Origin of the sequence: Chitinophaga sancti (assembly GCF_034087045.1) — a bacterium.
GTDB classification, from domain to species: Bacteria; Bacteroidota; Bacteroidia; order Chitinophagales; family Chitinophagaceae; genus Chitinophaga; species Chitinophaga sancti_B.
Genome location: NZ_CP139247.1, coordinates 1,459,208 through 1,481,959 on the forward strand (window position 1 = coordinate 1,459,208; position 22,752 = coordinate 1,481,959).

Consider the following 22,752-nt stretch of genomic DNA (forward strand, 5'->3'; position numbering starts at 1 on the left):
TGAAGGGTTGTGGGTAAATGGTTTTTGGGATTTATGCATCAAAATCTGGCACCGGGAATGAACTTTGTTTTTATTTTCTGTAAAAACTGATCATCATGATACACTATACAATGTTCGCAGGTGATCCGCCTCCAGGAGGCGTACCTGAAAAACAACCGATACAAACACCTCCAACGAATCCAAACCCAGCTCCCGGTCCGGAGATCACACCTCCGCCATCACCCCAGGGGCCAGAAAGAAACCCGGTTCCGAACGAGGTGCCTGATCATGACACACATCGTACTCCACCTAATCCTAAAGCATAAAACTCCAAAAATTATGGCAACGACTACTAAAAAAAAGGCAGCATCAAAAAGCGCCATGCCTGAATCAAAATTCCATAAGCTTTTCATGGATGAGCTGAAAGATATTTATTGGGCTGAAAAAAATCTGGTAAAGGCACTGGGTAAAATGGCTAAAGCAGCCACTTCCCAGGAACTGATCAACGCTATTACAGATCACCAGGAACAAACTAAAGGACATGTTGAAAGACTGGAACAGGTATTCGAAATGTTGGGACAAGCACCAAGAGCCAAGAAATGTGAAGCCATGGAAGGCCTGATTTCAGAAGGTCAGGAAGTAGTAGACGATACAGAAGAAGATACAGCAGTAAGAGATGCAGGTATCATCATCTGTTCCCAGAAAATTGAACACTACGAAATCTCAGCTTATGGTAGCCTGCGTACACTCGCACATATCATGGGACATGATGATGTAGCATCCGTACTGGAGCAGACACTGGGCGAAGAAAAAGAAGCAGACAGTCTGCTCACACAAATAGCAGAATCTTCTATCAATGAAGAAGCTGCAGCAGAATAGTTTTTTTCTTACTAATCATTGAGAACCCTCAGGCTCCTGCATTGTAAAATGTATGGAGCCTTTTTAAAAGGTTAAATTATGGATGTAGTAGCCGAAGCAATGGCCACCGCAAGGGCAGTGAAATTGAGATATGTAAGATCTGGTACCGCGGGTTATTCCCGTGTAAAAACAAGAAGTGGTTTTTACTACCAGGATCAGCATGGTGAGAAGATTACTGATGAGGATACATTGCATCGCATCAGGGGATTAGTAATTCCACCCGCCTGGCAGGAAGTATGGATTTCTCCTTATCCAAATGGTCACCTGCAGGCTACTGGCATCGATGCCATGGGCAGAAGACAATACCGCTATCATTCTACCTGGGCCAAGGTGCGCAACGAAACCAAATACGACCGCCTGCTACATTTTGGGGAGAAACTACCGCAATTGCGCCGCAATATAGATGAGGCACTGAAAAAGAAAACACTCGATAAGGGAAAAGTGATCGCCATTGCACTCAGTGTTATGCAGGAAACCCTGATCCGCGTAGGCAATGTAGCTTATGAAAAACTGTATGGCTCCTATGGCCTGACCACATTGCGTGATCAGCATGTGAAAATAAGTGATGGAACGGCTTTCTTCAAGTTTAAAGGCAAAAAAGGAGTAATACACCAGATCACACTTAAGCATCGCCAACTTGCCAGATTGCTGCAGAAAGTAAGAGATATTCCCGGTCAGGAATTGTTTCAATACTATGAAGCAGGAGATCATAAATCACTCGACTCCGGCGATATTAATGAATACCTGAAACTCTGGACAGGAGAAGACTTTACCTGCAAGGATTTTCGTACCTGGTCAGGTACCCTGCATGCATTAAACCTGTTGGCAGATCTGACGCCTTTTGAGTCGCAACATGAGTGCAAACAAAACCTGGTAGGTATTATCGATAGCGTAGCGGGAAAACTGGGCAATACCATGGCCGTGTGTAAGAAATATTACATCCATCCCCGTCTTGTAGAAGCATATGAACAATGTAAGCTCGGTCCGTATCTGGATGCATTGAAAGCCGGAAGGGAAAAGGTTCCTAAAGGTGGGTTACACAATGATGAGAGGGTGCTGTTGAAATTTATGAAAGACGGACGATCGTAAAACAACAATCGTCCGTCAGTCAATAAGTTTTAGTAGTTATTAATTTAGGCAAAGATCATTTGATCTTCTCTGTCCTCTACCGGTATTTTCTGAATAAATTCATCAAACCCTGATTCTTCGTGCGTACTATAGGCCCCATAAGCATCCAGAACATACCCAATTTCTCCTTCTTTGTCTTCTATAAGATACAATATTGACATATCTCCGGGATCTGATTCACCTTCAAATCGGTAGGTTTTAATGATCTTCAACTCATCAGGGTTGTAGATCTTTTGTTTTTCTTTATTCTGCAAGCGGCCATGGTCACTCATTACCAACTCATGATCCAGACCCTTAGTGTGCAATTTTTCTAACACTCTGGTAAGTGTTGTCATTTCACCTGGCTTTTCCATAAACAAAGGTTTTTACAGATTAAAAATCCAAAAGCCGTGCCATGGCATATCCTTTGGATGCCAATAGAAGTATAAATCAATTATTATGAGAGCAATATGGTCAGGGACTATCGGCTTCGGGCTGGTCAATATTCCGGTAAAACTGTACAGCGCAGTCAAAGACAGCAGGCTCGACCTTGATATGCTTGACAAGCGTGATCAGGCACACATAAAATTTCACCGGGTAAATGAAAGCACTGGTAAAGAAGTACCATGGGATAAAATAGTAAAAGGATACCAGTATAATGATGAATACATTATACTGGAAGATGAAGATTTTGAGGCCGCAAGTCCTGAAAAAACAAAGATCATTACCATTGAATCTTTTGTAGAGGAAACTGAGATTGATGATATTTATTTCGAGACACCTTACTTTATAGAACCGGAAAAATCAGGTACGAAAGCATATGCATTATTGCTGAAAACGCTTGAACAAACAGGGAAAGCTGGTATCGGCAGATTTGTGTTGCGCACCAGTGAGCATATTGTAGTGATCCGCCCACGGGATAATTATTTACTATTGCATCAACTCCGTTTTCAGGAAGAAATTCGCACACCTGAGGAGCTGACATTGCCTGCTGCCAGGATCCAGAAAAAAGAGTTGGATATGGCAGTAAAGCTGGTTGAAAGTTATACCACAGAATTTGACATTAGTCGGTTTAAAGATGAATATCATGCAGAGCTGCTGAAAATTATCAAACAAAAAGCGAGTGGTAAGAAGCGTGCGGTGAAGAAGATGAACGTGGTGCATACAAAGAGTACAGACCTGTTTAGTCAGCTGAAAGCCAGTCTGGGTAGCGGGGGTAAGCGGGCATCATGATGATTGATTACATTAACCAACCAAGTACCAGACAGGCAAGTACGATAAAAGGAGAGGGGAGACGTGAGAATGCCAATATTGCCAGTGTGCTCAGGGCGATTGCAATATTGTACCATGTGTGCGGTATGGCCATAAATAACATGAAGGTCGCCGCCCACATGATACCTACCACAGCGGCATTGATACCTTCCAATGCACGATAGATGACTACATATTTTTTCAGATTGGTCCAGATTGGGAAGAAGAATAAAACCAGCAGCAAGCTGGGTAAAAAGATAGCAATTGGCGCCAGCATACAACCCAGCAACTGATACCCCGGTCCCAGGTTGCGCATTACCATTCCCCCCACATAAGCAGTAATAGAGAATGTAGGTCCTGGCAAGGCACGCATAATACCTGCACCTGTCAGTAACTCCTCTGCACTCATAAATGCCGATTTTGCACGGGTTACATATTGTTCCAGCATCATCGCAATCAATATATCACCACCACCAAATACAAGGCTGCCGAAACGATAAAAGTTTTCAAACAGGTTGAACGGACGACGGGTGATCCAGTTGTGCGTACGGGCTACTTCAGAGAATACACCTGCGAGTATAAAGAGAGTGGCAAACAACCAGATGTTGGTCCATTGGATCTTTTTAGGCTGGTCAGGAATATCAGGAATACGCTTGTTACTGAAGTTAGAGACAATGCCACCAAGGATGATCAGGGCGGGAAACGTCCATGGAGACTTCAGGTAGATGGCCGTGAGTAAGGCCACTACCATGATGATAAAAGTGGCCAGGTTACGGATACTGATACTGAAAGCCCGGAAACTGCCATAAATGAGGAAGCCTACCGCCATGGGTTGTACATACTTGAAAATGTCTGTATGCAGGGCCTTCTGATCAAAATATTGTAAGAGGAAACTAAGAGATCCCATCAAAAAACAGGCTGGTGCAATCCATATGAGCAGGGTGGCGACTGCCAGTGGTACACCTCCACGTTTGTAGCCGATGAGGGTGAGGGTCTGGGAAGAAGAAGCTCCGGGGAGCAGCTGACAGAAAGCATTGTATTCCATCAACTCCTGCTCTGTCACATCCTTTCTTTGCTGCACGAATGTCTGCAACATCATAGCCAGGTGACCTTGCGGGCCACCATAGGCTGTTAAACTGTGTAAAAAAACAGCCCGCAGGAACGGAATATGACGAAGAAACACTATGCGGGAAATTACGGCTGCCCGAATTTCATTAAAATATTGAAGATATCAAACATTTATGCGACAAAAGGTTGATTTTGTGGGTTAACTATGATATTTATCATAAATAAAGCCGGCCAGAGATGGCCGGCTTATTTAAAAGGGAATTATTTCTTTAATCCTATTTCTCTCAATCGTTCATCCAGGTACTCACCGGCGGTAATTGGTTCATACTCCCTCGGATGTGCTGCATCTATTGTGTTTTCAAGACAATTCAGCGGCATCTCTGACTTAGGATGCAGGAAGAATGGAATAGAGAATCTGCTGGTACCCCACAGTTCACGAGGTGGATTTACTACGCGGTGTGTGGTAGACTTTAGTTTATTGTTCGTCAGTCTTTGCAGCATATCGCCCACATTTACTACGATTTGCTCAGGCAGTGAAGTCACCGGTACCCAGTTATTCTGTTTATCCAGGATCTGCAGACCATCTGCAGAAGCACCTACCAGCAGGGTGATCAGGTTGATATCCTCATGCTGTTCTGCGCGGATGGCAGACTTAGGTTCATCTTTGATAGGAGGGTAGTGAATCGCTCTCAGGATAGAATTACCGTTATGAACAAACAGGTCGAAGTAATGCTCATCCAGACCCAGGTACAGTGCAATAGCCTGTAACAGGGAGATACCTGAAGCTTCAAAAGCTTTATAAGCTGCTGTGCAGGTAGGTGTGAAAGCCGGCAGTTCCTTCACTGCTACGTTATCCGGATATTCTTTGGCAATCGGATCACCATCTGTTACAGTTTGTCCAAACTGGAAAAACTCTTTCAGATCTGGGGCATCAAATCCTTTTGCATGTTCTTTACCAAATGAAGTATAACCACGCTGGCCTGCCAGTTCCGGAATTTCGTAACTGCGCTTTACATCAGCTGGTAATGCGAAGAACTGCTGTACATACTTATACAGGTCTTCAATCAGCTTGTCGGGAATACCGTGATTTTTTACTGCTACAAATCCTACTTCCTCATAAGCTTTACCCAGCTGCTGCACAAAGGCTGCTTTGCTGGCGGCGTCGCCCTTTGTAAAGGCGGCGAGGTCTACAACAGGGATGGAATGTGTCGTTACCATAGTTAATGCGATTTACATCACTAAGGTATAGAAAATGACTATTTCAGTAATGCTTTTTCTTCGTCTGTAATGTCTACCATGGCATAACGGTCTACGCGGTTGATAAGCATTTCGTCCATGATATCTACTACATTTTTATAGTTGGCGTCGTTGTTGGCTTTGATCAGTACCATCAGTTTATTGTCGCCGGTTCTTTTCATGATCTCTTTTTTCTTTTTGATGATCGCATCCCTGATATCCGCATAGGTAATGGTTTTTACGTCTTCGGGATGATACATGCCTTCATAATATTTTACGGTATTGTTAGCGCCGAGCAGTACGGTCATAGCATTGCTTTCGGCCAGTGGCTGTGGTTTACCGTCGTCACGAGGCATGATCAGGTCCATGGTTTTTGGTTGCAGGAGAGTAGTGGTCAACATGAAAAAAGTGATCAACAGGAATCCCAGGTCTACCATAGGGGTCATATCTACCCGGGTATTCAGTTTCTTAGCGCGCTGGCCACCTCTTTGTTTGCCAGGGTTGGATTGGGTGTTCATTTCAGCCATAACAAAAGATTTATAATATAGACGCGGGCGTAACAATATTCCATAAAAAAATGGCTTCGGATTTTCACCCCGGAGCCATTTTAAATATTGTGCATATTAAGAATTAAAACTCTGCACTCTTTGGAGTTCTTGGGAAAGGAATCACGTCTCTGATATTTCCCATACCTGTTACAAACAGTACCAGTCTTTCAAAACCTAAGCCGAAACCTGCATGCGGAGCACTACCATAGCGTCTTGTATCCAGGTACCAGCTCATTTCTTCTACTGGCAGTTTCATTTCTTCCATACGTCTTACCAGCTTGTCGTAGTTTTCTTCACGCTGAGAACCACCTACAATTTCACCGATACCCGGGAAGAGAATATCCATTGCTCTAACGGTTTTGCCGTCATCGTTCTGCTTCATGTAGAAAGCCTTGATCGCCGCAGGATAATCTGTGAGTATCACAGGTTTCTTGAAGTGCTTTTCAACCAGGTAACGTTCGTGCTCACTCTGCAGATCTGCACCCCATTCTTCGATCAGGTAGTTGAATTTCTTTGATTTATTTGGCTTACTGTTTTTCAGAATGTCAATTGCTTCTGTGTAAGTGAGACGCTGGAATTCATTGTTCAGTACAAACTCCAGTTTTTCGATCAGCCCCATTTCACTTCTTTCCTGCTGTGGTTTTTGCTTTTCTTCCTCAGCAAGGCGTGCAGCCAGGAATTCCAGGTCTTCCCGGTTATTTTCCAGCACATAACCGATTACGGATTTGATGAAAGCCTCTGCCAGGTTCATATTGTCTTCCAGGTCATAGAAAGCCATTTCTGGTTCGATCATCCAAAACTCAGCAAGGTGACGGGCTGTATTGGAATTCTCTGCGCGGAAGGTAGGGCCAAAGGTGTAGACATCACCGAATGCCATTGCTCCCAGTTCGCCTTCCAGCTGACCAGATACGGTCAGATTGGTCGCTCTGCCAAAGAAGTCTTCTTTATAATCAATGTTACCATCTTCAGTCAGGGGTGGATTTTTAGGATCCAGGGTACTTACGTGAAACATTTCGCCGGCACCTTCCGCGTCAGATGCAGTGATGATAGGCGTGTGCAGGTATACAAAGCCTTTTTCGTTAAAGAATTTGTGTACAGCAAAAGCCAGTGCATGACGCAGGCGGAATACAGACCCGAAGGTGTTGGTGCGGAAACGCAGGTGTGCAATTTCACGCAGATATTCCAGGCTCGGGCGGTTTTTCAGCTGCAGGGGATATTTCTCACCATCACAGTCACCCAGAATTTCCAGTTCTACAGCTTTGATCTCTACGCGCTGGCCTTTACCCAGAGATGGAATTACAGTCCCTGATACGCTGATGGCAGCACCTGTGGTCAGACGCTTGATTAGTTCAGCAGAAACAGAGTTCTGATCCAATACAATCTGGATATTATTATTGGTAGAGCCATCGTTCAAAGCTATGAACTGGTTGTTACGGAAAGACCGTATCCAGCCTTTTACCACCACGTTGTAGTCTGTTTTGTCGTCAAGCAGGATTTGCTTAACCTTCGTTCTTTGGCTCATATTAATGTAAATTTTAGGATTGCAAATTTAAGTGATAAGGGTGATTCTGCACCCTTTTCCAAATAAAATGTTAAATGTGGAAAAATACTGTTATCCCCGATTTGGCAGGAAAGTTGCGGGCAATAAGCGGGACCATATCCGAAGACAGGCTGTGGGCCGGTGTTTTCCTCCCTGAAACTGCTCTCCAAAGGGCCTCAGGGCCGGATTACAGGCATTTTGGAACCTGCTTTTTTTTTGGATAATAGCGAAAGTTGTTTTAATCTTGCGTTACAATCTGTCTGATTAAGTTCAAATTCACATCTTCATCAGCAGTCCTAAACTCAACATTCCCTATCAGATTTAATAACCAGATTAAATTTATTGGACTCAAAAAACAATTATTTTGTAATTGGTGTATGTTGGTATGTAGTGGTACCCACCTTGCAACACTTCTAAAATTTGACAACACACGATGATGTACGACATCTTACAACTGAACGACATGCTCGTTCCTGAGCTGCTTGACATTGCAGAGAAACTGGATGTGCCAAACGCCAAAAAACTGAGCAAACAGGATCTTATCTACAAAATTCTCGACAAGCAGGCAGTAATGGCCTCAGAAGGTAACCCGGCCAATGGAGAAGAAAAGAAGACACGTAAACGGAAATCAACAAAAAAAGAAGACGAACACGAAGAACCAGTAGCAGAAGCCGCATCAGATGAAAAACCAAAACGCGGTAGAAAACCTGGAGCACTCAATAAAGCTAAAGAAGTTGAAGAACCTAAGGCATCCGAAACCAAACCCAAAAAGAAAGACTTCGATATAGATCTGGATAGTATTCCTTCCCTTACATTTGACGACGACGACGATGAAATCATCCCTCAGTTTACTGAAGACGAAGAGGATGAAGAGGAAGAAGTAATTACTAATACCAAGGCGCCTGTTGCTGCTCCTGCAAAAAAAGTAGTAGTAGAAGAGGATGAAGAAGACGATGAGGAAGAAGAGGATGACGACGACGACTTCGTAATGCCGGAAGAGCCTATCGTGCCGCAGAAACAACGTTTCAACAACAAGCAGAAAGAACCTGCTTTCAATATAGAATTTGATGGTATTATCCTCAGCGAAGGGGTACTGGAAATGATGCCTGATGGCTATGGTTTCCTCCGCTCATCTGATTATAACTACCTCAGCTCTCCTGATGATATTTACGTGTCTCCTTCCCAGATCAAATTATTCGGTCTCAAGACAGGCGATACCGTTAAAGGTTCCGTTAGACCTCCGAAAGAAGGTGAGAAATACTTCGCTCTCCTGAAAGTAGAAACGATCAATGGTAAATCACCTGAAGAAGTACGTGACCGCGTACCATTCGATTACCTGACACCTCTGTTTCCTTTCGAGAAATTAAGACTAACTACTACTTCTAATAACTACTCTACCCGCATCATGGACATGTTTACCCCTATAGGTAAAGGTCAGCGTGGTCTGATCGTAGCACAGCCTAAGGTGGGTAAAACCATGTTGCTGAAAGAAGTAGCAAATGCAATCGCAACGAACCACCCTGAAGTTTATCTGATGGTAGTGCTCATCGATGAGCGTCCGGAAGAGGTAACCGATATGGAACGTAGCGTAAAAGCAGAAGTCATCGCTTCTACTTTCGATGAACCAGCTGAAAAGCACGTGAAAGTTTCTGCCATCGCACTGCAAAAAGCAAAACGCCTGGTAGAATGCGGACATGATGTAGTGATCCTGTTGGATTCCATCACCCGCCTCGCCCGTGCGCACAACACCGTAGCTCCTGCTTCAGGTAAAGTACTGAGTGGTGGTGTGGAAGCAAACGCTATGCAGAAACCAAAACAATTCTTCGGTGCAGCCCGTAAGATCGAAAATGGTGGTTCACTGACCATCCTTGCAACTGCACTGATCGATACTGGTTCTAAAATGGACGAAGTGATCTTCGAAGAATTCAAAGGTACCGGTAACATGGAATTACAACTGGATCGTAAACTGGCGAACAGACGTATCTTCCCTGCTATCGACGTATCAGCTTCCTCTACCCGCCGTGATGATCTGCTCCTCGATAAGGATCATCTGAAACGCCTTCACATTCTCCGCAATCACCTCGCGGATATGAATACAGAAGAATCCATGCACTTCATGTTACAGCACATGAGGGGGACTAAAAATAATGATGAGTTCCTGATCTCTATGAACGGATAAGCAACTCCCAACCATAAATAAAAAAGCATCCCAACCGGGATGCTTTTTTATTTAAACTGTTTTAAGTGTAAGAGTAGATCTTTTTTTCGTCGTTCTGCTACTTCCAGTGTCACACCATTTCTCATCACTACATTTCCTCCTTCTGTACTTACATGGCTGATCTGACTCATCTGCGCCATCTGTAGATTATTGACCTGGTAAAATCTTAAGGTACTGAATAGATCTGCATAGTATCGGAATGGCCTGTTCGCCTGTACCTGGTGATGATCGTCCAGGTAAAACAATGTTTTATCGCCCAGTGCTTCCAGGTAAGTAATGGTAGATAAAGTGATGGTGGTATCATCTCCTTCTGACTGTGGCAATACCAGTTCCAGACTTGTATTCCGACCCTTGTTAAAATTAGCCAGCAGTACTTTGTATCTGTCTTTACTTTTTCCCGCTGCCAGCCTTGCACCGATAATGGTAATGGCTGTTGTGAGACTTTCCCGATCTATTGGTTTTAAAATAATTTCCACTTCGCTGAAACGGATCGCATGCAGGAATTTTTTTTCAAATGCAGTGACAAACACCGCTTCAAACGGCGGTACGTTCTGTGTGCCCAGTAATACATCAAACCCGGTTCCATCAGGCATTTCAAGGTCGAGGAAAACCAACTCGGGCTGGAATTCCCGGATTGTAGCTATACCATCAGCACAGTCAGAAGCAGTAGCTACAATTTCTACCTGAGGACAATACTTTTCCAGCATCAGGGAAATGATGTCCCGGCTATTGCGCTCGTCATCTATAATTACGGCCTTTATCATAAAGTCTAAAGAGTAGTAGCTGGCCTACAATTGGGGAATAAGTATCCGCACAATAGTACCACTTTCCAAAGAATTTTTATCCGATTTATCAATGATGTCTATGTGAATTCCCGTGTTGTACATCTTGTTAAGCAACTCTGCACGGTTAGAGCTGATCTCCATGCCGGACGACTGATGATGCTTCGGTAATGTACGCATAGACTTAGACCTGTTTATACCAATACCATTGTCTTCAATCAGGCATTCCAGCATATCCGGCGCTACCTGGTTAAACTGTATCAACAGGTGTCCGATATGGTCACGGGAATTCGTCATTCCATATTTTACCGCATTTTCTACATATGGTTGTAGCAGCATAGCAGGTATTTCCAGTTCCGCGGTGGCAATGAGCGGATCTACCTGCAGCTCATATTCCATCTTATTTTCAAACCGCATCTTTTCAAGACCCAGGTAAGTATTCAGATACGCGATTTCATCTGCTAATGATATGAAATTGCGTCTTGAGAAATCTAATGTTTTCCTGATCAGGTAAGAGAAATCAGACAAATACTTCTGTGCATATTCATAATCCCGCTGCATGACAAACAGCTGAATGGAATTAAGACAATTGAAAATAAAGTGTGGATTGATCTGCGCGCGGATGGCCTTCAGTTCTATCTCTGTTAGTTTTTTATCGTACTCTGTTTCCAGGTGTATTTTTCGTTGTTCTTCCAGCTCCTGTTTCTTGCGGAGAATTTCTGTCGTCTGTTCTTTTACAAGTTCTTCCAGTTGCTCATTCAGTTTATGCTGAAGTTCTTTGTTTTTATTCAGTTGTTTGATCAGCAGCTCCTGTGTACGGGTTCTTTCATGGTGCACTAGTTTATTGCGATAACTGAGGCCTGCCAGGAAAAACATAGATTGCAGCAATACCCCGACAATGATGAGCAACGAAGGGGCAGACAGTTCTCCCAGTGCACTGATCAGTCCCAGAGGACGTATCAGCATGAGAAAGGAGCCAAAGCTGGCCATATAAAAACAGAGTGATCCAAAGAGAAAAAAACGTACCAGTGGATGATGGCGGGATCGCTTGGCCAGTGCTGCGAATACCGCCAGCAAAGGAAGGAGGGTGGCGAGATATACATAGCTGTAGATCATGCCCGGCACCTGGTACAATCCCCTGGCGATACAGTAAAAACAAATGATAATAATACCACCAATGCAGGAGGCAAATATATTGAACAACCTTTCCATAAAGGGATACCGCTCCTGCAGGTTGAGGAAGGATTTCCCGAAGGCCAGGTACATAAGATAAAAACAGAATAATAGTGCCGGCACATCCCAGTAATATTTCAACATTGGCCAGTTGTAAAACACGGATAGCTGATAGGGTTTACTATCCAGCCGCAGGGCAAAAAATAAAATCAACCCAAGCATGTATGCAGCAAAGTACAGATACGAGCGATCCGGTAATTGAATATAATTGATGATTGCAATTGTAAGACATACCAGCAACATGCCCAGCAGCATAAAGATCATGGCTTCTTCTTTACGGAAGTGCGCCAAAGTAGCATTCCGGAAGTTATTGTATTGCATGGCGTCGTACAATACTGGCATGAGTGGGTTCTCGTTAAAAAACTGGTTATTGATATGTAAATAGAAAGTACGTGTTTTTCCGGGTGGCACATTCACAGGAAAAGCATAATGTTCCCAGCGGCGAATGTTGTCTCTGTCCTGCATCATACCAGTCTGAACCAGCAATTGTAGTTGCTGGCCTTCCTGCACGTACCAGTACATATGGTCATGCCACCCTGTAAAGAGAGCCAATACAGAATCTTCACTACCGGTATTTTTTACAGATAGACGAAGCCAGCAATCGTGGCCTTTTCCATTGTTCTTTTTTGAGTCGTGGAAAAGGGAAACGTTGTGGTTGAAATGCAAAATAGGTATCTGTTGTGGTGTTACCTGCTCCCCCAAATCTTCCATGCTCATCAACCAGGGCCGCAGATCCAGAGCTGTCGGAAGATTATCAAAATCTGCTGCCAGTGTGTCTTTTGCTGTTAAGCTGCCCAGGGTTTTATTGGAGTAACAAAACAACAGTAATAAGAAATAGATCCGAATCACTGTTTAAGTATAAAATTTATAGGCAACTATCAATAGCTTTTGCCAGCGCATGGTCTTTGTCGGTGATGGTGTCCCCGGCATCGTGCGTGTTCAGATAAATCTCCACCTTATTATAGACGTTATTCCAATTGGGGTGATGATCCATTTTTTCAGCTATCAGTGCTACTTTAGTCATAAATGAGAATGCTTCTTTAAAGTCTTTGAATGTAAAGGCACGATATAGTTGATTGTTTTTCTCTTGCCACATAACAAAAAGATTTTAATCATGAAACAATTAAAGTGTTCATGCAATAGTGTGATTCGGTGAGGAAAACCGGTAATTTCCGGTTAAAAGATGAGGTTCATCTTGTTTTCGAGCTTTCTAATATCCAATAAAGATACTAATTGTACTGGCTCCACATGACGTAACTGCCCGATTAATTTTTTGACATCCTGCAGCTGGTAGTAATCTCCTTTAATCAACCAGAGATAATCTACATTTTTTAGCTCAGGGAGTAGGAATTCTGCCTGGCAGTGATTATTATAGAAATAATGTGCCGCTGATTTGGTCGGTTCTTCAAATTCAAACACACTGAAGTAAAACGACCGCTGATTTTTAGTCAGGTTGATCTCCAGAGAATTGTTAACCCTGAAGTCGTAGTGCAGATCCCGATTTACCTGCCAGCACACCTGATAATCCCGCGCAGAAGACACGATGCCAATCAGATGGGTCGACTCGAAGAAGTCTTCCACTAATTGGTCCTGATCCAGTTTTAATTTGAGTACTGACATGCTAGTAGGTTGACTAGTAGAAGGTTGATGTTCAACAGCGTCTCTCATTGTTATAAACCATTTTTCCCGGCGGACGCCAATGTACACCTTTTAAGGTTACGGATTTGTCACACTTATCGGGCACTTTCCGTGCCAATAAAAGAAAAAGGCTGTCGAGGTCAGCCTTTTTCTTTATTATTTAACTTCCGGGCAGCGAGCAGATCACTTCTGCGGGGTTCCGGTACTTTTTCGTAATCGTAAGGGCAGTGCATGCATCCATTGCCGCAGCAATATCCTCTCTTTAGTAGAAAAGCTGCTGTGAGTACTACATACCCGTTTTCATTATAGTAAAAATCAATTCCCTCCTTCAGCTGGGGCTGCATCAGATGGTAATTTTATAGACTTCCAGTCAATCGGTTGTTCCGGTAGTCTGAATTTGAGATAGCGGATAGTTCTGCCGTTCTCCAGGTGCATTTTTTCGTAATACGTCTGAATCTGTAAAAGGGCAGGTACTTCACCTAAAGCATAAATATCGGGAATGTCTTCTATTAAAGTACATCCACTATGTTCGATCACTTCCTGGGTAAAGGCATACAGCTCCGGGGAGTCCGTTTTCAGATTGATGGTGCCACCTGGCGCCAGGAGTGGTTGATATAATTGTAAAAACTTAGGATGGGTCAGTCTTTTCTTTGATTTGGACTGACGAAGAAATGGATCCGGGAAGGTGATCCAGATTTCACTGATTTCTCCCGGTACGAAATAATTGTTGAGCTTATCGATCTGTGTACGGAGGAAGGCGGCGTTATCTATATTCTCATCAATTCCGGTCTTAGCACCTCTCCATATGCGGTTACCTTTCAGGTCTACGCCCAGGAAGTTCCTTTCAGGGAAGCGTCTGGCGAGCCCAATAGTATAATCTCCCTTGCCACAGGCAAGTTCCAGTGTCAGGGGATTGGTATTCTTATAGAATGACTGCCATTGGCCCGGCATGCCTTCCGGATAGATCAGTACATTCGGGAATGTCTCAATTTCGGCGAAACGTTGTAATTTTTTTTGTCCCATTTGGGTGCAAAAATAATAGATTAACTGTATCTGCCTTCGGCAGAAGATATAAAAAGGAGCAGAAAGGTCTACGGCTGGCTCTAAAAGGGGAACGAAAGGGCCTAAAAACAAAAAAGCTGTCCCGCGTGAACGGAACAGCTTTAAACCAAGGCTGTAGGGGGAGGGCTCGAACCTCCACTGGGCAGTTAGCCGCAGCACAAATAAGATTAGTGGTCAACCCATTATGCTGTGTTTATCCTGGACTCCCAACCCCCGAGACAAGAGGGCATGTCTGCCAAATTTCATCACCCCACAATATTTAAGAACTTCTCACTCTCTTTTTTCAATTCCGGCCCCCGTTTATTTGACGTCGGCGTTGTTTTGAATGATTATTATGATGCAAATCTAAAGACATAACGGTTTTCTTGCAAATTTTTTAAGAAAAATTTTTGAAAATTCGATATTTTTCAAATATTTGCATGTAATTTTAATGCATTCAAAAACAAATTGTAAAAATGAGCCACAATTTGAATATTGACAAACTCGATTTGCAGATCATCAGTGAAATGATGCATAATGCAGAAATCTCCTACGCTGACCTCGGAAAGAAGCTTTTCGTTTCCGGTGGCACGATCCACGTTAGAATGAAGAAGCTACAAGAACTGGGTATCGTTAAAGGTACAAAATTACACGTAGATTTAAAAATGATCGGCTACGACGTAATTGCTTTTATCGGTATTTACCTTGAAAAAAGCTCCATGTACGACACTGTGGCTAAGGAATTGCGTAAGATACCTGAAATGGTACGCTTGAACTATACAACTGGTAGCTATAGCATGTTTGCAGAGATAATCTGTAAAGACATTACACAACTTCGCCGCATACTTCACGATGAATTACAGAAGATCAAAGGCATTGAACGCACCGAAACATTAATTTCTCTGGAAGAAAGCTTTTATAGAACGATCAACGTTGTGGAATAGGCAAGCCCCATGATATTTTCCCCTTCCCGTCAGCTGTAAAAGGCAGGGGAGGGGACTTCTAAATTCATATTCATACTTTATGGTTACAACAGAAATTACTGACAAGATCAAGCGTCTTGAAGAGAAGTATGCTGCTATGGGCCAGGACCTGTCTTCCTATCTGGATGGGCTGCTCTATGCAGATTACCTCACCTATTGGGATTATATCCAGCTCGACGTTCTACTTAACCTTCAGCATCCCCGTACCCCCATTCCGGATGAGAACATCTTTATCATTTATCACCAGATCACTGAATTGTATTTCAAACTCGCGCTCCAGGCTATTGAGCAAATCAGCTTTGCACCAACGCTCACTGTAGCAGTTTTTCAGACACAACTCAAAAGGATCAACAATTACTTTCGTAACCTGATCAACTCTTTTGAGATCATGGTAGATGGTATGGACAAAGATCAGTTCCTGCAGTTCCGAATGGCCCTGTTACCGGCTTCCGGTTTCCAGAGTGGCCAATTCAGAAAAATTGAAATCTGCTCCACAAACCTGGTCAACCTGGTCTATCAACCACAGCGCGCGGACCTAAAAGAGACTGAGCTGGATCAGGTACTGGAAAAGATCTACTGGCGAAGTGGGGCTACTGAATTGTCTACAGGTAAGAAAACTCTTACTCTCCGGCAGTTTGAGTTGAAGTACATGAACGAGTTCCTGCAACTGGCCACTCGTTACAAGGATAATAACATACAGGCGCAGTATCGCCGGTTGTCTCCGCAAGACCAGCAGGAGCTCATACCGCTGTTGAAGGAGTATGATACGAATATCAATGTACGCTGGCCACTCATGCACTATAAATCAGCTGTTCGCTATCTGAACCGCAAGCCGGAAGATATAGCTGCTACTGGTGGAACCAACTGGCAGAAATACCTGCCTCCCCGCAATAAACGTATTGTTTTCTTCCCGGAATTATGGACAGAAGAAGAAATGGACAACTGGGGAAAGGAATTATAAAAATAGGCCGCAGCTTTAAATTGCGGCTTTTTTTTATCGTGCGAGATAACAGCCATCCACCTACCTGATCATAAGATCCTGTCATGAATGATGCGGCGGGGCTACCCAGGAATAGCACCAGTTCCGCAACTTCTTCAGGTTGACCTAACCGGCCTATAGGGTGTAAAGCTGCCAGCTGATCGATTGCTTCCTACACCACGATTGCTTCGCCTAATGCCTGATCCTGCGCCTGTTACCAGCGCAACTTTGCTGTTCGGTGCTCCCATAAAATAGAATTTTTGAAGAATGCATGTTGTAACAATAAATTTAAGGCCCGGAAGTTGAAGTAATATTAAAGTTGGAAAAGATTTAACATAGGTATCAGCAGGGCCCGGTGGTTCTATACAAAACGTTAAACTAATTCTCCACGAAACTCTCAGCTATCGTACAATTAAACTATTTTTCATAAGTTTGCATAGAACGGTTTGCTTTCACATGAAAAAAGCCATCCCGGCTTTAGCCAGAGCCCAGGGTACAAAAATTAAAAATGTTCTCCTTTAGCACTTTTGCATTTGTGAATGCGCAAAGCACAAAACTTACCTTTCAAGCAAGACTACATTAGTATTTTTTTAAATTGTGATATGGAATACAATACCACCCGTAACCATTTGATTATGAAGGAGTATGGACGGAACATCCAAAAGATGATCGAGTACGTCCTGAATATACAAGACCCAGATCACCGCCAGGCCAATGCAATGGCGCTTATCGAGCTTATGGGCACGCTCAACCCCCACCTCCGCAATGTTGAAGACTTCCGGCATAAGTTATGGGATCACCTGTTTCTCATCTCCGACTTCAGATTAGATGTAGAATCACCTTACCCCATTCCTACACGCGAAACCCTGAAAGCTAGACCAGAAAGACTGCCTTACCCTAAAAAGTATCCCCGCAATCGTCACTTTGGTAAAAATCTGGAGATGGTCATTGATAAGGCCATCGCCGAAGACAATCAGGAAAAGAAGGATGGGTTTACACAATGTATCGGTAACTACATGAAACTGGCCTATAGCAACTGGCATAAGGAAAGTGTGCATGACGATGCTATCAAAGCGGAGCTCACCGGTATCACTAACGGTCAGCTGGAATTTCACCCAGGTTTCAATACAGCGGCACATGCGAGTGCTGTAATTGCTGCAACAAGTCCGAACTTTAATACCAATGCTGAATTTGTTCGTACTTCCAGCAATAATGCTGGTGGTAGTAACAAGAAACGCAATTTCCAGCAGCAGAATAACTTCAAAGGCGGAAAAACTAAAAACAACAACAATAAGAACCAAAAATATAAAAACAGGAACAAGTGAGTAGTGCTTTTGAAGTAAGAGGAGGCAACCGTCTTAAAGGGGAAATTGTGCCCCAGGGTGCCAAAAATGAAGCTTTACAGATTGTCAGTGCTGTTTTACTAACTCCCGAAAAGGTGACCATCAGCAATATTCCGGATATCCTGGATGTAAACCTGCTGATAGAGTTGTTGGGTGATATGGGGGTGAAAATTAACAGGATTAGCCGTGACACCTGCGAATTTCAGGCTGATCAGATCAACCTTCCTTATCTGGAAAGTGCAGAATTCAAAAAGAAATCAGGACGACTGAGAGGTTCTGTCATGATAGCTGGCCCATTACTCGCCCGCTTTGGCAAAGCCTACATCCCTAAACCCGGAGGTGATAAAATAGGTCGCCGCCGTCTCGATACCCACATTATTGGGTTCGAAAAGCTGGGTGCCCAGTTCGTATATGATAATGATGATAATTACTTCAGGCTTGAAGCTGGCGATGGTGGCCTGAAAGGTACATACATGCTGCTGGACGAGCCTTCGGTAACAGGTACAGCCAATATCGTAATGGCGGCTGTGATGGCAAATGGTACAACCACCATCTATAATGCTGCCTGCGAACCTTATCTGCAACAGCTGTCAAAAATGCTGAACAGCATGGGTGCTAAGATCAGTGGAGTAGGGTCTAACCTCCTTACCATCGAAGGGGTCACTTCTCTCAAAGGCTGCAGCCATCGTATGCTGCCTGATATGATTGAGATCGGTTCCTTCATTGGTCTGGCTGCAATGACACAAAGCGAAATCACGATCAAAGGTGCCGGTGTGCAGCACCTGGGTATAATTCCTGAAAAGTTCCGTCAACTGGGTATTCAGCTGGAGATCCAGGGCGATGATATCTATATTCCCGCACAGGACAAATATGAAATCCAGACTTTCCTGGATGGATCTATCCTCACTATCTCTGACCACCCATGGCCAGGCTTTACGCCAGACCTGCTGAGTATTGTACTCGTGGTTGCCACACAGGCATCAGGTAGTGTAATGATCCATCAGAAGATGTTTGAAAGCCGTTTGTTCTTTGTGGACAAACTGATCGATATGGGTGCCCAGATCGTACTTTGTGATCCTCACCGTGCAGTGGTGATAGGCCTGGGCCGTCAGCATAAACTGAGAGGTATTACTATGTCATCACCTGATATCAGGGCGGGTGTATCTCTGCTTATAGCTGCATTAAGTGCAGAAGGTAAGAGTACCATCCAGAATATTGAGCAGATCGATCGCGGATATCAGTACATCGATGAGCGCCTGCGTAAGCTGGGGGCAGATATCAAGAGAGTATAAGTACAATTAGCTGTACGCAGAATATTTATAAGCCATAAGCTTCAAGAGACGAACTCCTGCTGCTTATGGCTTAATTTTAATCAGGAAACTATATTATGGCTAATAAGATCATTATTATCACCGCCCCTTCCGGAGCAGGAAAAACCACCATCGTTAAGCAACTGTTATCAGAGATGCCGCAGCTGGCATTTTCCATTTCTGCAACTACACGTAAAGCGAGAGAGCAGGAAGTGAATGGAAAGGATTATTATTTCCTGACCCAGGAAGATTTTCATGATAAGATAGAGGAACATGCATTTGCCGAGTATGAAATGGTGTATGCCGGTAAGTATTATGGTACATTGAAGTCAGAGCTGGAACGCATCTGGCACAATGGGCAGACGCCAATGGTAGACATTGATGTTAAGGGTGCACTGAGTATCAAGGAGCATTATCAGGAAGCTGCGTTGACTATCTTTATTCAACCCCCTACACTCGATGCCCTCAGGGTTCGTCTGAGTGAGCGGGGTACAGAAACCCAGGCTTCGCTGGAAGAACGATTGGGGAAAGCCCGCTATGAGCTTTCTTTCTCGCATCAGTTTGATGAAATTGTGATCAATGATAAATTACCAGTCGCTTATGCAGAAGTAAAAGCGCTGGTAGAGGCCTTTTTAAAATAATTGTATCGTAGGGGGCCGCAAGGCCCCTTTCCCAAATTATCTGCACACTATTTGCAGTCAGGAATTCTTTATTTTTGTTACATATGGATACTTATACACTCCCAATACTGGCATTCCTGGTATTGCTGGCAGGTTTCTTCGCCGGGCTGGAAACAGCTTTCGCCAATGTGAACAAACTTAGCATTGAGCTCAAGAAGAAACAAGGCCGCGCTACCGGAAAGATCCTTGCCAGTTTTAATGATAACCCCTCGCGTTTTCTGGCTACCAGCCTGCTGGGCCTTACGATTACGATCGTTATCTATGGCATTCTGTTCGCCGGATTCTTTCAGCCCCTTTGGAACAAAGTACTCTCCCCACAGGAAAGTACCAGCTATCAGCCCCTGTTATTGTTAATGGAATTGCTGCTGGCGACCCTGATATTACTTACATTCGGTTTCTTCCTGCCCCGTGCTATATTCCGCTCCCGGCCTGAAGGACTGCTCAGTTTCTTTGCCCTGCCTATATCAGTGATTTCAAAACCACTGTTTGTAGTAGGTAGTCTGCTCGTATCAGTATCTGAATGGATACTGAAATATCTTTTTAACGTCAGGATTATAGAAACCGCTACCTCTTTCCCACGTGTGGATGTGGAGCATTTTATACGCCAGTCGCAACAGCATGTGACCGAAAACCAGGAGCTGAATACTGAGTTGTTCGAAAATGCCCTATCCCTTGCACATGTCAAGATCCGTGGTTGTCTCATTCCCCGCAAGGAAATAGAGGCCCTGGAGATAAATAGTCCTATTGCACAGGCACAGCGCAAGTTTATGGACACCAAGCTGTCTAAGGTCATCATTTACGAAAACACCATCGATAATATACTCGGTTATATTCACCAGCTGGATATGTTCAAAGGCCCTACTGATATTCAGGCCATTCTGCACCCTATCTTGGCTGTACCTGAGACGATGAGTGCCATCGACCTGTTGGGCAAGTTCAATAAAGAGCGTAAAAGCATTGCCTGGGTAGTAGATGAATTTGGTGGTACCGCTGGTATTGTAACCATCGAAGATGTACTCGAGGAAATATTCGGGGAAATCAAGGACGAACACGATGAGGAAGAGTTTGTAGACAAGCAGATCGCAGAAAAAGAATATATTTTCTCCGGTCGTCTGGAACTCGATTATCTCAATGAAAAATATGGATTTGATTTTCCTGAAGATGAAAGTGAGACCCTGTCAGGTTATATCATTAATCATCACGAGACTATTCCTCGTCAAAAAGAACGCATTATTATCAATGATTATGAGTTCGAAATAATTAATGTGACTGAGACACGCATCGAAATGATTAAGATGAAAGTACTCGGATAAGTATAGAGATCATGTACTTATCCACATCTGGATAAAATGACGGCTTTTTTTGAAAAAAACTTCACTTTTAGTTGCTTATTTGTCAGGTATTTAGGAGAACTTACTAGTTTTTTATAAAAGAAAAGAAATCAGGTATTGATATTGTGATATTTTTTTTAATATATTTGCATAGTCATTAAGCATCTGACCTGCTAAAACGATTTAAAAAAAGTAGTAGGGAATTAACACGAATTTTATACATTTGCTACAGATGATGTAACACAATGATTTGATTTTTGTTAAAAGGATGTAAAAAAAATTGTTACAACATTGATAATAACATAATTCTTTACTATTTTTGTAATAGAAATTTAAAAGTGACCAGAAACACGGACTATTTTGAAAGCTTGCCATCAATCGAATAGGAAGTGACACTGGAAACTAAAGACATTCTCGAATTCAACTTTTTTGGGGTTAACAAACAATGGATGAAAGGCCGGCTCTTGATTCTTCTCGGGCTGGCTCTCTTTTTTTTAAGTAGTCTTCCTCTTGTACTGCTAAATCGTTAACCTAATATCAACTTCCCTGCCAGACTATACCTTACTACTTATCACTTATCATTTCCTGCATTTAAATCACATTAAAACCATCCGTATTACTCTGTTTTCTTCCAGGCAACAGCTATATTTGTGCTCCTTAGGAAATAATGTTTAACTCAGCCTGATATCAGATATGTTCAAGAGACTTTTTGCAAATAACAATGAGAAAGCGGAGATGACTTTCTTTGACCACCTGGATGAACTAAGAGGGCATCTGTTCCGCGCTGCTGTAGCAATTGTGGTGTTTGGTATCATCGGTTGGGTATATACAAATGAAATACTGGATAGAATTGTTTTTGGTCCTACTAATAGGGATTTTCCTTCCTATATCGCACTGTGTAAAATTAGCCACGCAACCGGGCTGGGAGATAAGCTCTGTATTACCCCGGTGGATATAGTATTTCAGAACCATATCCTGACGGGGCAAATCATGCTCCAGTTCAAGCTGGCGTTTATTGTCGGCCTGGTATTAGGCTTTCCTTATATCTTCTGGGAATTCTGGCGCTTTGTAAAACCGGCACTGAAAGAAAGAGAAATAAAAGGAGCAAGAGGTATTATCTTCTGGGTATCCTTCCAGTTCTTCTTAGGGATCTGCTTCAGTTATTTCCTGATGGCGCCTTTTACGATCAACTTCCTGGCTGGCTATACCGTAACGACCAAAGCTGTCAATCAGTTTTTCATAGATGACTACTTCGATCTGATGACCCAGATCGTAATTGGTATGGGTGTATTATTTGAATTGCCCGTACTCATCTTCTTCCTTACCAAGATCGGATTGATTACACCTACTTTCCTGCGCACCTACCGTCGTCACGCAATCGTGATAATACTGGTACTGGCAGCGGTAATCACTCCACCTGACGTAATTGACCAGCTGATCGTATTTACACCTTTATATTTGCTATATGAAATCAGTATCTATATATCTGTTAGAGCACTGAAAGGTATGGACGATAAAGAAAAAGAACCGGAAATAGAAGAGTGGTCCTGATAAAGCGTAACGGTTT

Annotated in this window: 24 protein-coding genes; 12 read left to right on the plus strand and 12 right to left on the minus strand. The window is 43.3% G+C overall.

The window, feature by feature from the left end; translation table 11 throughout:
- Window positions 1–95 precede the first annotated feature (95 nt).
- The 3 genes from SIO70_RS06120 (at window position 96) to SIO70_RS06130 (ending at window position 1,986) form a co-directional block, all read left to right on the plus strand.
- Window positions 96–305 (plus strand): hypothetical protein, encoded by a 210-nt coding sequence (locus SIO70_RS06120; RefSeq protein WP_320580070.1) that lies wholly within the window; start codon window positions 96–98, stop codon window positions 303–305.
- 13 nt (window positions 306–318) lie between these two features.
- Window positions 319–858 (plus strand): ferritin-like domain-containing protein, encoded by a 540-nt coding sequence (locus SIO70_RS06125; protein ID WP_320580071.1) that lies wholly within the window; start codon window positions 319–321, stop codon window positions 856–858.
- 78 nt (window positions 859–936) lie between these two features.
- Window positions 937–1,986, plus strand: a complete 1,050-nt coding sequence (locus SIO70_RS06130) for a DNA topoisomerase IB (protein ID WP_320580072.1) — start codon at window positions 937–939, stop codon at window positions 1,984–1,986.
- 44 nt (window positions 1,987–2,030) lie between these two features.
- On the opposite strand, the gene SIO70_RS06135 is transcribed toward SIO70_RS06130, so the two are convergent.
- Entirely contained in the window at window positions 2,031–2,378 is a 348-nt protein-coding gene (locus tag SIO70_RS06135) for a hypothetical protein (RefSeq protein ID WP_320580073.1), read from the minus strand.
- Window positions 2,379–2,463: 85 nt separating this feature from the next.
- On the opposite strand from SIO70_RS06135, the gene SIO70_RS06140 reads away from it, so the two are divergent.
- Window positions 2,464–3,237, plus strand: a complete 774-nt coding sequence (locus SIO70_RS06140; RefSeq protein ID WP_320580074.1) for a Ku protein — start codon at window positions 2,464–2,466, stop codon at window positions 3,235–3,237.
- Between the two features lie 7 nt (window positions 3,238–3,244).
- On the opposite strand, the gene chrA is transcribed toward SIO70_RS06140, so the two are convergent.
- The 4 genes from chrA to asnS form a co-directional block, all read right to left on the minus strand.
- A complete protein-coding gene (chrA, locus tag SIO70_RS06145) occupies window positions 3,245–4,438 on the minus strand; it encodes a chromate efflux transporter (RefSeq protein WP_320580075.1) in 1,194 nt (397 codons plus the stop codon).
- Between the two features lie 146 nt (window positions 4,439–4,584).
- Window positions 4,585–5,541, minus strand: a complete 957-nt coding sequence (locus SIO70_RS06150; RefSeq protein ID WP_320580076.1) for an isopenicillin N synthase family dioxygenase — start codon at window positions 5,539–5,541, stop codon at window positions 4,585–4,587.
- Window positions 5,542–5,579: 38 nt separating this feature from the next.
- Complete coding sequence (locus SIO70_RS06155; RefSeq protein ID WP_320580077.1) at window positions 5,580–6,086, minus strand: biopolymer transporter ExbD; 507 nt, start codon at window positions 6,084–6,086, stop codon at window positions 5,580–5,582.
- Between the two features lie 103 nt (window positions 6,087–6,189).
- Window positions 6,190–7,629, minus strand: a complete 1,440-nt coding sequence (gene asnS / locus SIO70_RS06160; RefSeq protein ID WP_320580078.1) for an asparagine--tRNA ligase — start codon at window positions 7,627–7,629, stop codon at window positions 6,190–6,192.
- Between the two features lie 481 nt (window positions 7,630–8,110).
- Between asnS and rho the strand changes: the two genes are divergently transcribed.
- Window positions 8,111–9,826: a transcription termination factor Rho gene (gene rho, locus SIO70_RS06165; RefSeq protein WP_414017923.1), complete on the plus strand. Its 1,716-nt coding sequence runs from the start codon at window positions 8,111–8,113 to the stop codon at window positions 9,824–9,826.
- 47 nt (window positions 9,827–9,873) lie between these two features.
- Here the strand turns inward: rho and SIO70_RS06170 are convergent, their stop codons facing one another.
- From SIO70_RS06170 to trmB, 6 genes are all read right to left on the minus strand, one after another.
- Window positions 9,874–10,629: a LytR/AlgR family response regulator transcription factor gene (locus SIO70_RS06170; RefSeq protein WP_320580080.1), complete on the minus strand. Its 756-nt coding sequence runs from the start codon at window positions 10,627–10,629 to the stop codon at window positions 9,874–9,876.
- A 24-nt stretch (window positions 10,630–10,653) separates the two neighbouring features.
- Window positions 10,654–12,729, minus strand: a complete 2,076-nt coding sequence (locus SIO70_RS06175) for a histidine kinase (RefSeq protein ID WP_320580081.1) — start codon at window positions 12,727–12,729, stop codon at window positions 10,654–10,656.
- Window positions 12,730–12,745: 16 nt separating this feature from the next.
- Window positions 12,746–12,976, minus strand: a complete 231-nt coding sequence (locus SIO70_RS06180; protein WP_320580082.1) for a 4a-hydroxytetrahydrobiopterin dehydratase — start codon at window positions 12,974–12,976, stop codon at window positions 12,746–12,748.
- Window positions 12,977–13,056: 80 nt separating this feature from the next.
- Window positions 13,057–13,500 (minus strand): IPExxxVDY family protein, encoded by a 444-nt coding sequence (locus tag SIO70_RS06185; protein ID WP_083723246.1) that lies wholly within the window; start codon window positions 13,498–13,500, stop codon window positions 13,057–13,059.
- A 158-nt stretch (window positions 13,501–13,658) separates the two neighbouring features.
- Window positions 13,659–13,862 carry a DUF5522 domain-containing protein gene (locus tag SIO70_RS06190; RefSeq protein WP_320580083.1) on the minus strand — a complete coding sequence of 68 codons (204 nt, stop codon included), beginning with the start codon at window positions 13,860–13,862 and terminating at the stop codon, window positions 13,659–13,661.
- Window positions 13,834–14,541, minus strand: coding sequence for a tRNA (guanosine(46)-N7)-methyltransferase TrmB (gene trmB / locus SIO70_RS06195; protein WP_320580084.1), 708 nt, complete (start codon window positions 14,539–14,541; stop codon window positions 13,834–13,836). Before trmB ends, SIO70_RS06190 begins: the two co-directional genes overlap by 29 nt.
- A 494-nt stretch (window positions 14,542–15,035) precedes the next feature.
- Between trmB and SIO70_RS06200 the strand changes: the two genes are divergently transcribed.
- Window positions 15,036–15,503 (plus strand): Lrp/AsnC ligand binding domain-containing protein, encoded by a 468-nt coding sequence (locus SIO70_RS06200; protein WP_012788686.1) that lies wholly within the window; start codon window positions 15,036–15,038, stop codon window positions 15,501–15,503.
- A 79-nt stretch (window positions 15,504–15,582) separates the two neighbouring features.
- Window positions 15,583–16,503 (plus strand): tryptophan 2,3-dioxygenase family protein, encoded by a 921-nt coding sequence (locus SIO70_RS06205; RefSeq protein ID WP_320580085.1) that lies wholly within the window; start codon window positions 15,583–15,585, stop codon window positions 16,501–16,503.
- Here SIO70_RS06205 and SIO70_RS06210 read toward each other — a convergent pair.
- Window positions 16,391–16,687 carry an SDR family oxidoreductase gene (locus SIO70_RS06210; protein WP_320582057.1) on the minus strand — a complete coding sequence of 99 codons (297 nt, stop codon included), beginning with the start codon at window positions 16,685–16,687 and terminating at the stop codon, window positions 16,391–16,393. The two genes, SIO70_RS06205 and SIO70_RS06210, sit on opposite strands and share 113 nt — an antisense overlap.
- Window positions 16,688–17,123: 436 nt before the next feature.
- Between SIO70_RS06210 and SIO70_RS06215 the strand changes: the two genes are divergently transcribed.
- The 5 genes from SIO70_RS06215 (at window position 17,124) to tatC (ending at window position 22,736) form a co-directional block, all read left to right on the plus strand.
- Window positions 17,124–17,846: a DUF4290 domain-containing protein gene (locus SIO70_RS06215; protein ID WP_320580086.1), complete on the plus strand. Its 723-nt coding sequence runs from the start codon at window positions 17,124–17,126 to the stop codon at window positions 17,844–17,846.
- The gene (murA, locus tag SIO70_RS06220) at window positions 17,843–19,156 is read left to right on the plus strand and encodes a UDP-N-acetylglucosamine 1-carboxyvinyltransferase (protein WP_320580087.1); all 1,314 of its coding nucleotides are present in this window, start codon (window positions 17,843–17,845) and stop codon (window positions 19,154–19,156) included. The genes SIO70_RS06215 and murA overlap by 4 nt, the downstream gene beginning before the upstream one ends.
- A 95-nt stretch (window positions 19,157–19,251) precedes the next feature.
- Window positions 19,252–19,815 carry a guanylate kinase gene (gene gmk, locus SIO70_RS06225; protein ID WP_320580088.1) on the plus strand — a complete coding sequence of 188 codons (564 nt, stop codon included), beginning with the start codon at window positions 19,252–19,254 and terminating at the stop codon, window positions 19,813–19,815.
- 83 nt (window positions 19,816–19,898) lie between these two features.
- Complete coding sequence (locus SIO70_RS06230; RefSeq protein ID WP_320580089.1) at window positions 19,899–21,167, plus strand: hemolysin family protein; 1,269 nt, start codon at window positions 19,899–19,901, stop codon at window positions 21,165–21,167.
- 711 nt (window positions 21,168–21,878) lie between these two features.
- Window positions 21,879–22,736, plus strand: a complete 858-nt coding sequence (gene tatC, locus SIO70_RS06235) for a twin-arginine translocase subunit TatC (protein ID WP_320580090.1) — start codon at window positions 21,879–21,881, stop codon at window positions 22,734–22,736.
- The last annotated feature ends 16 nt before the right edge of the window (window positions 22,737–22,752 follow it).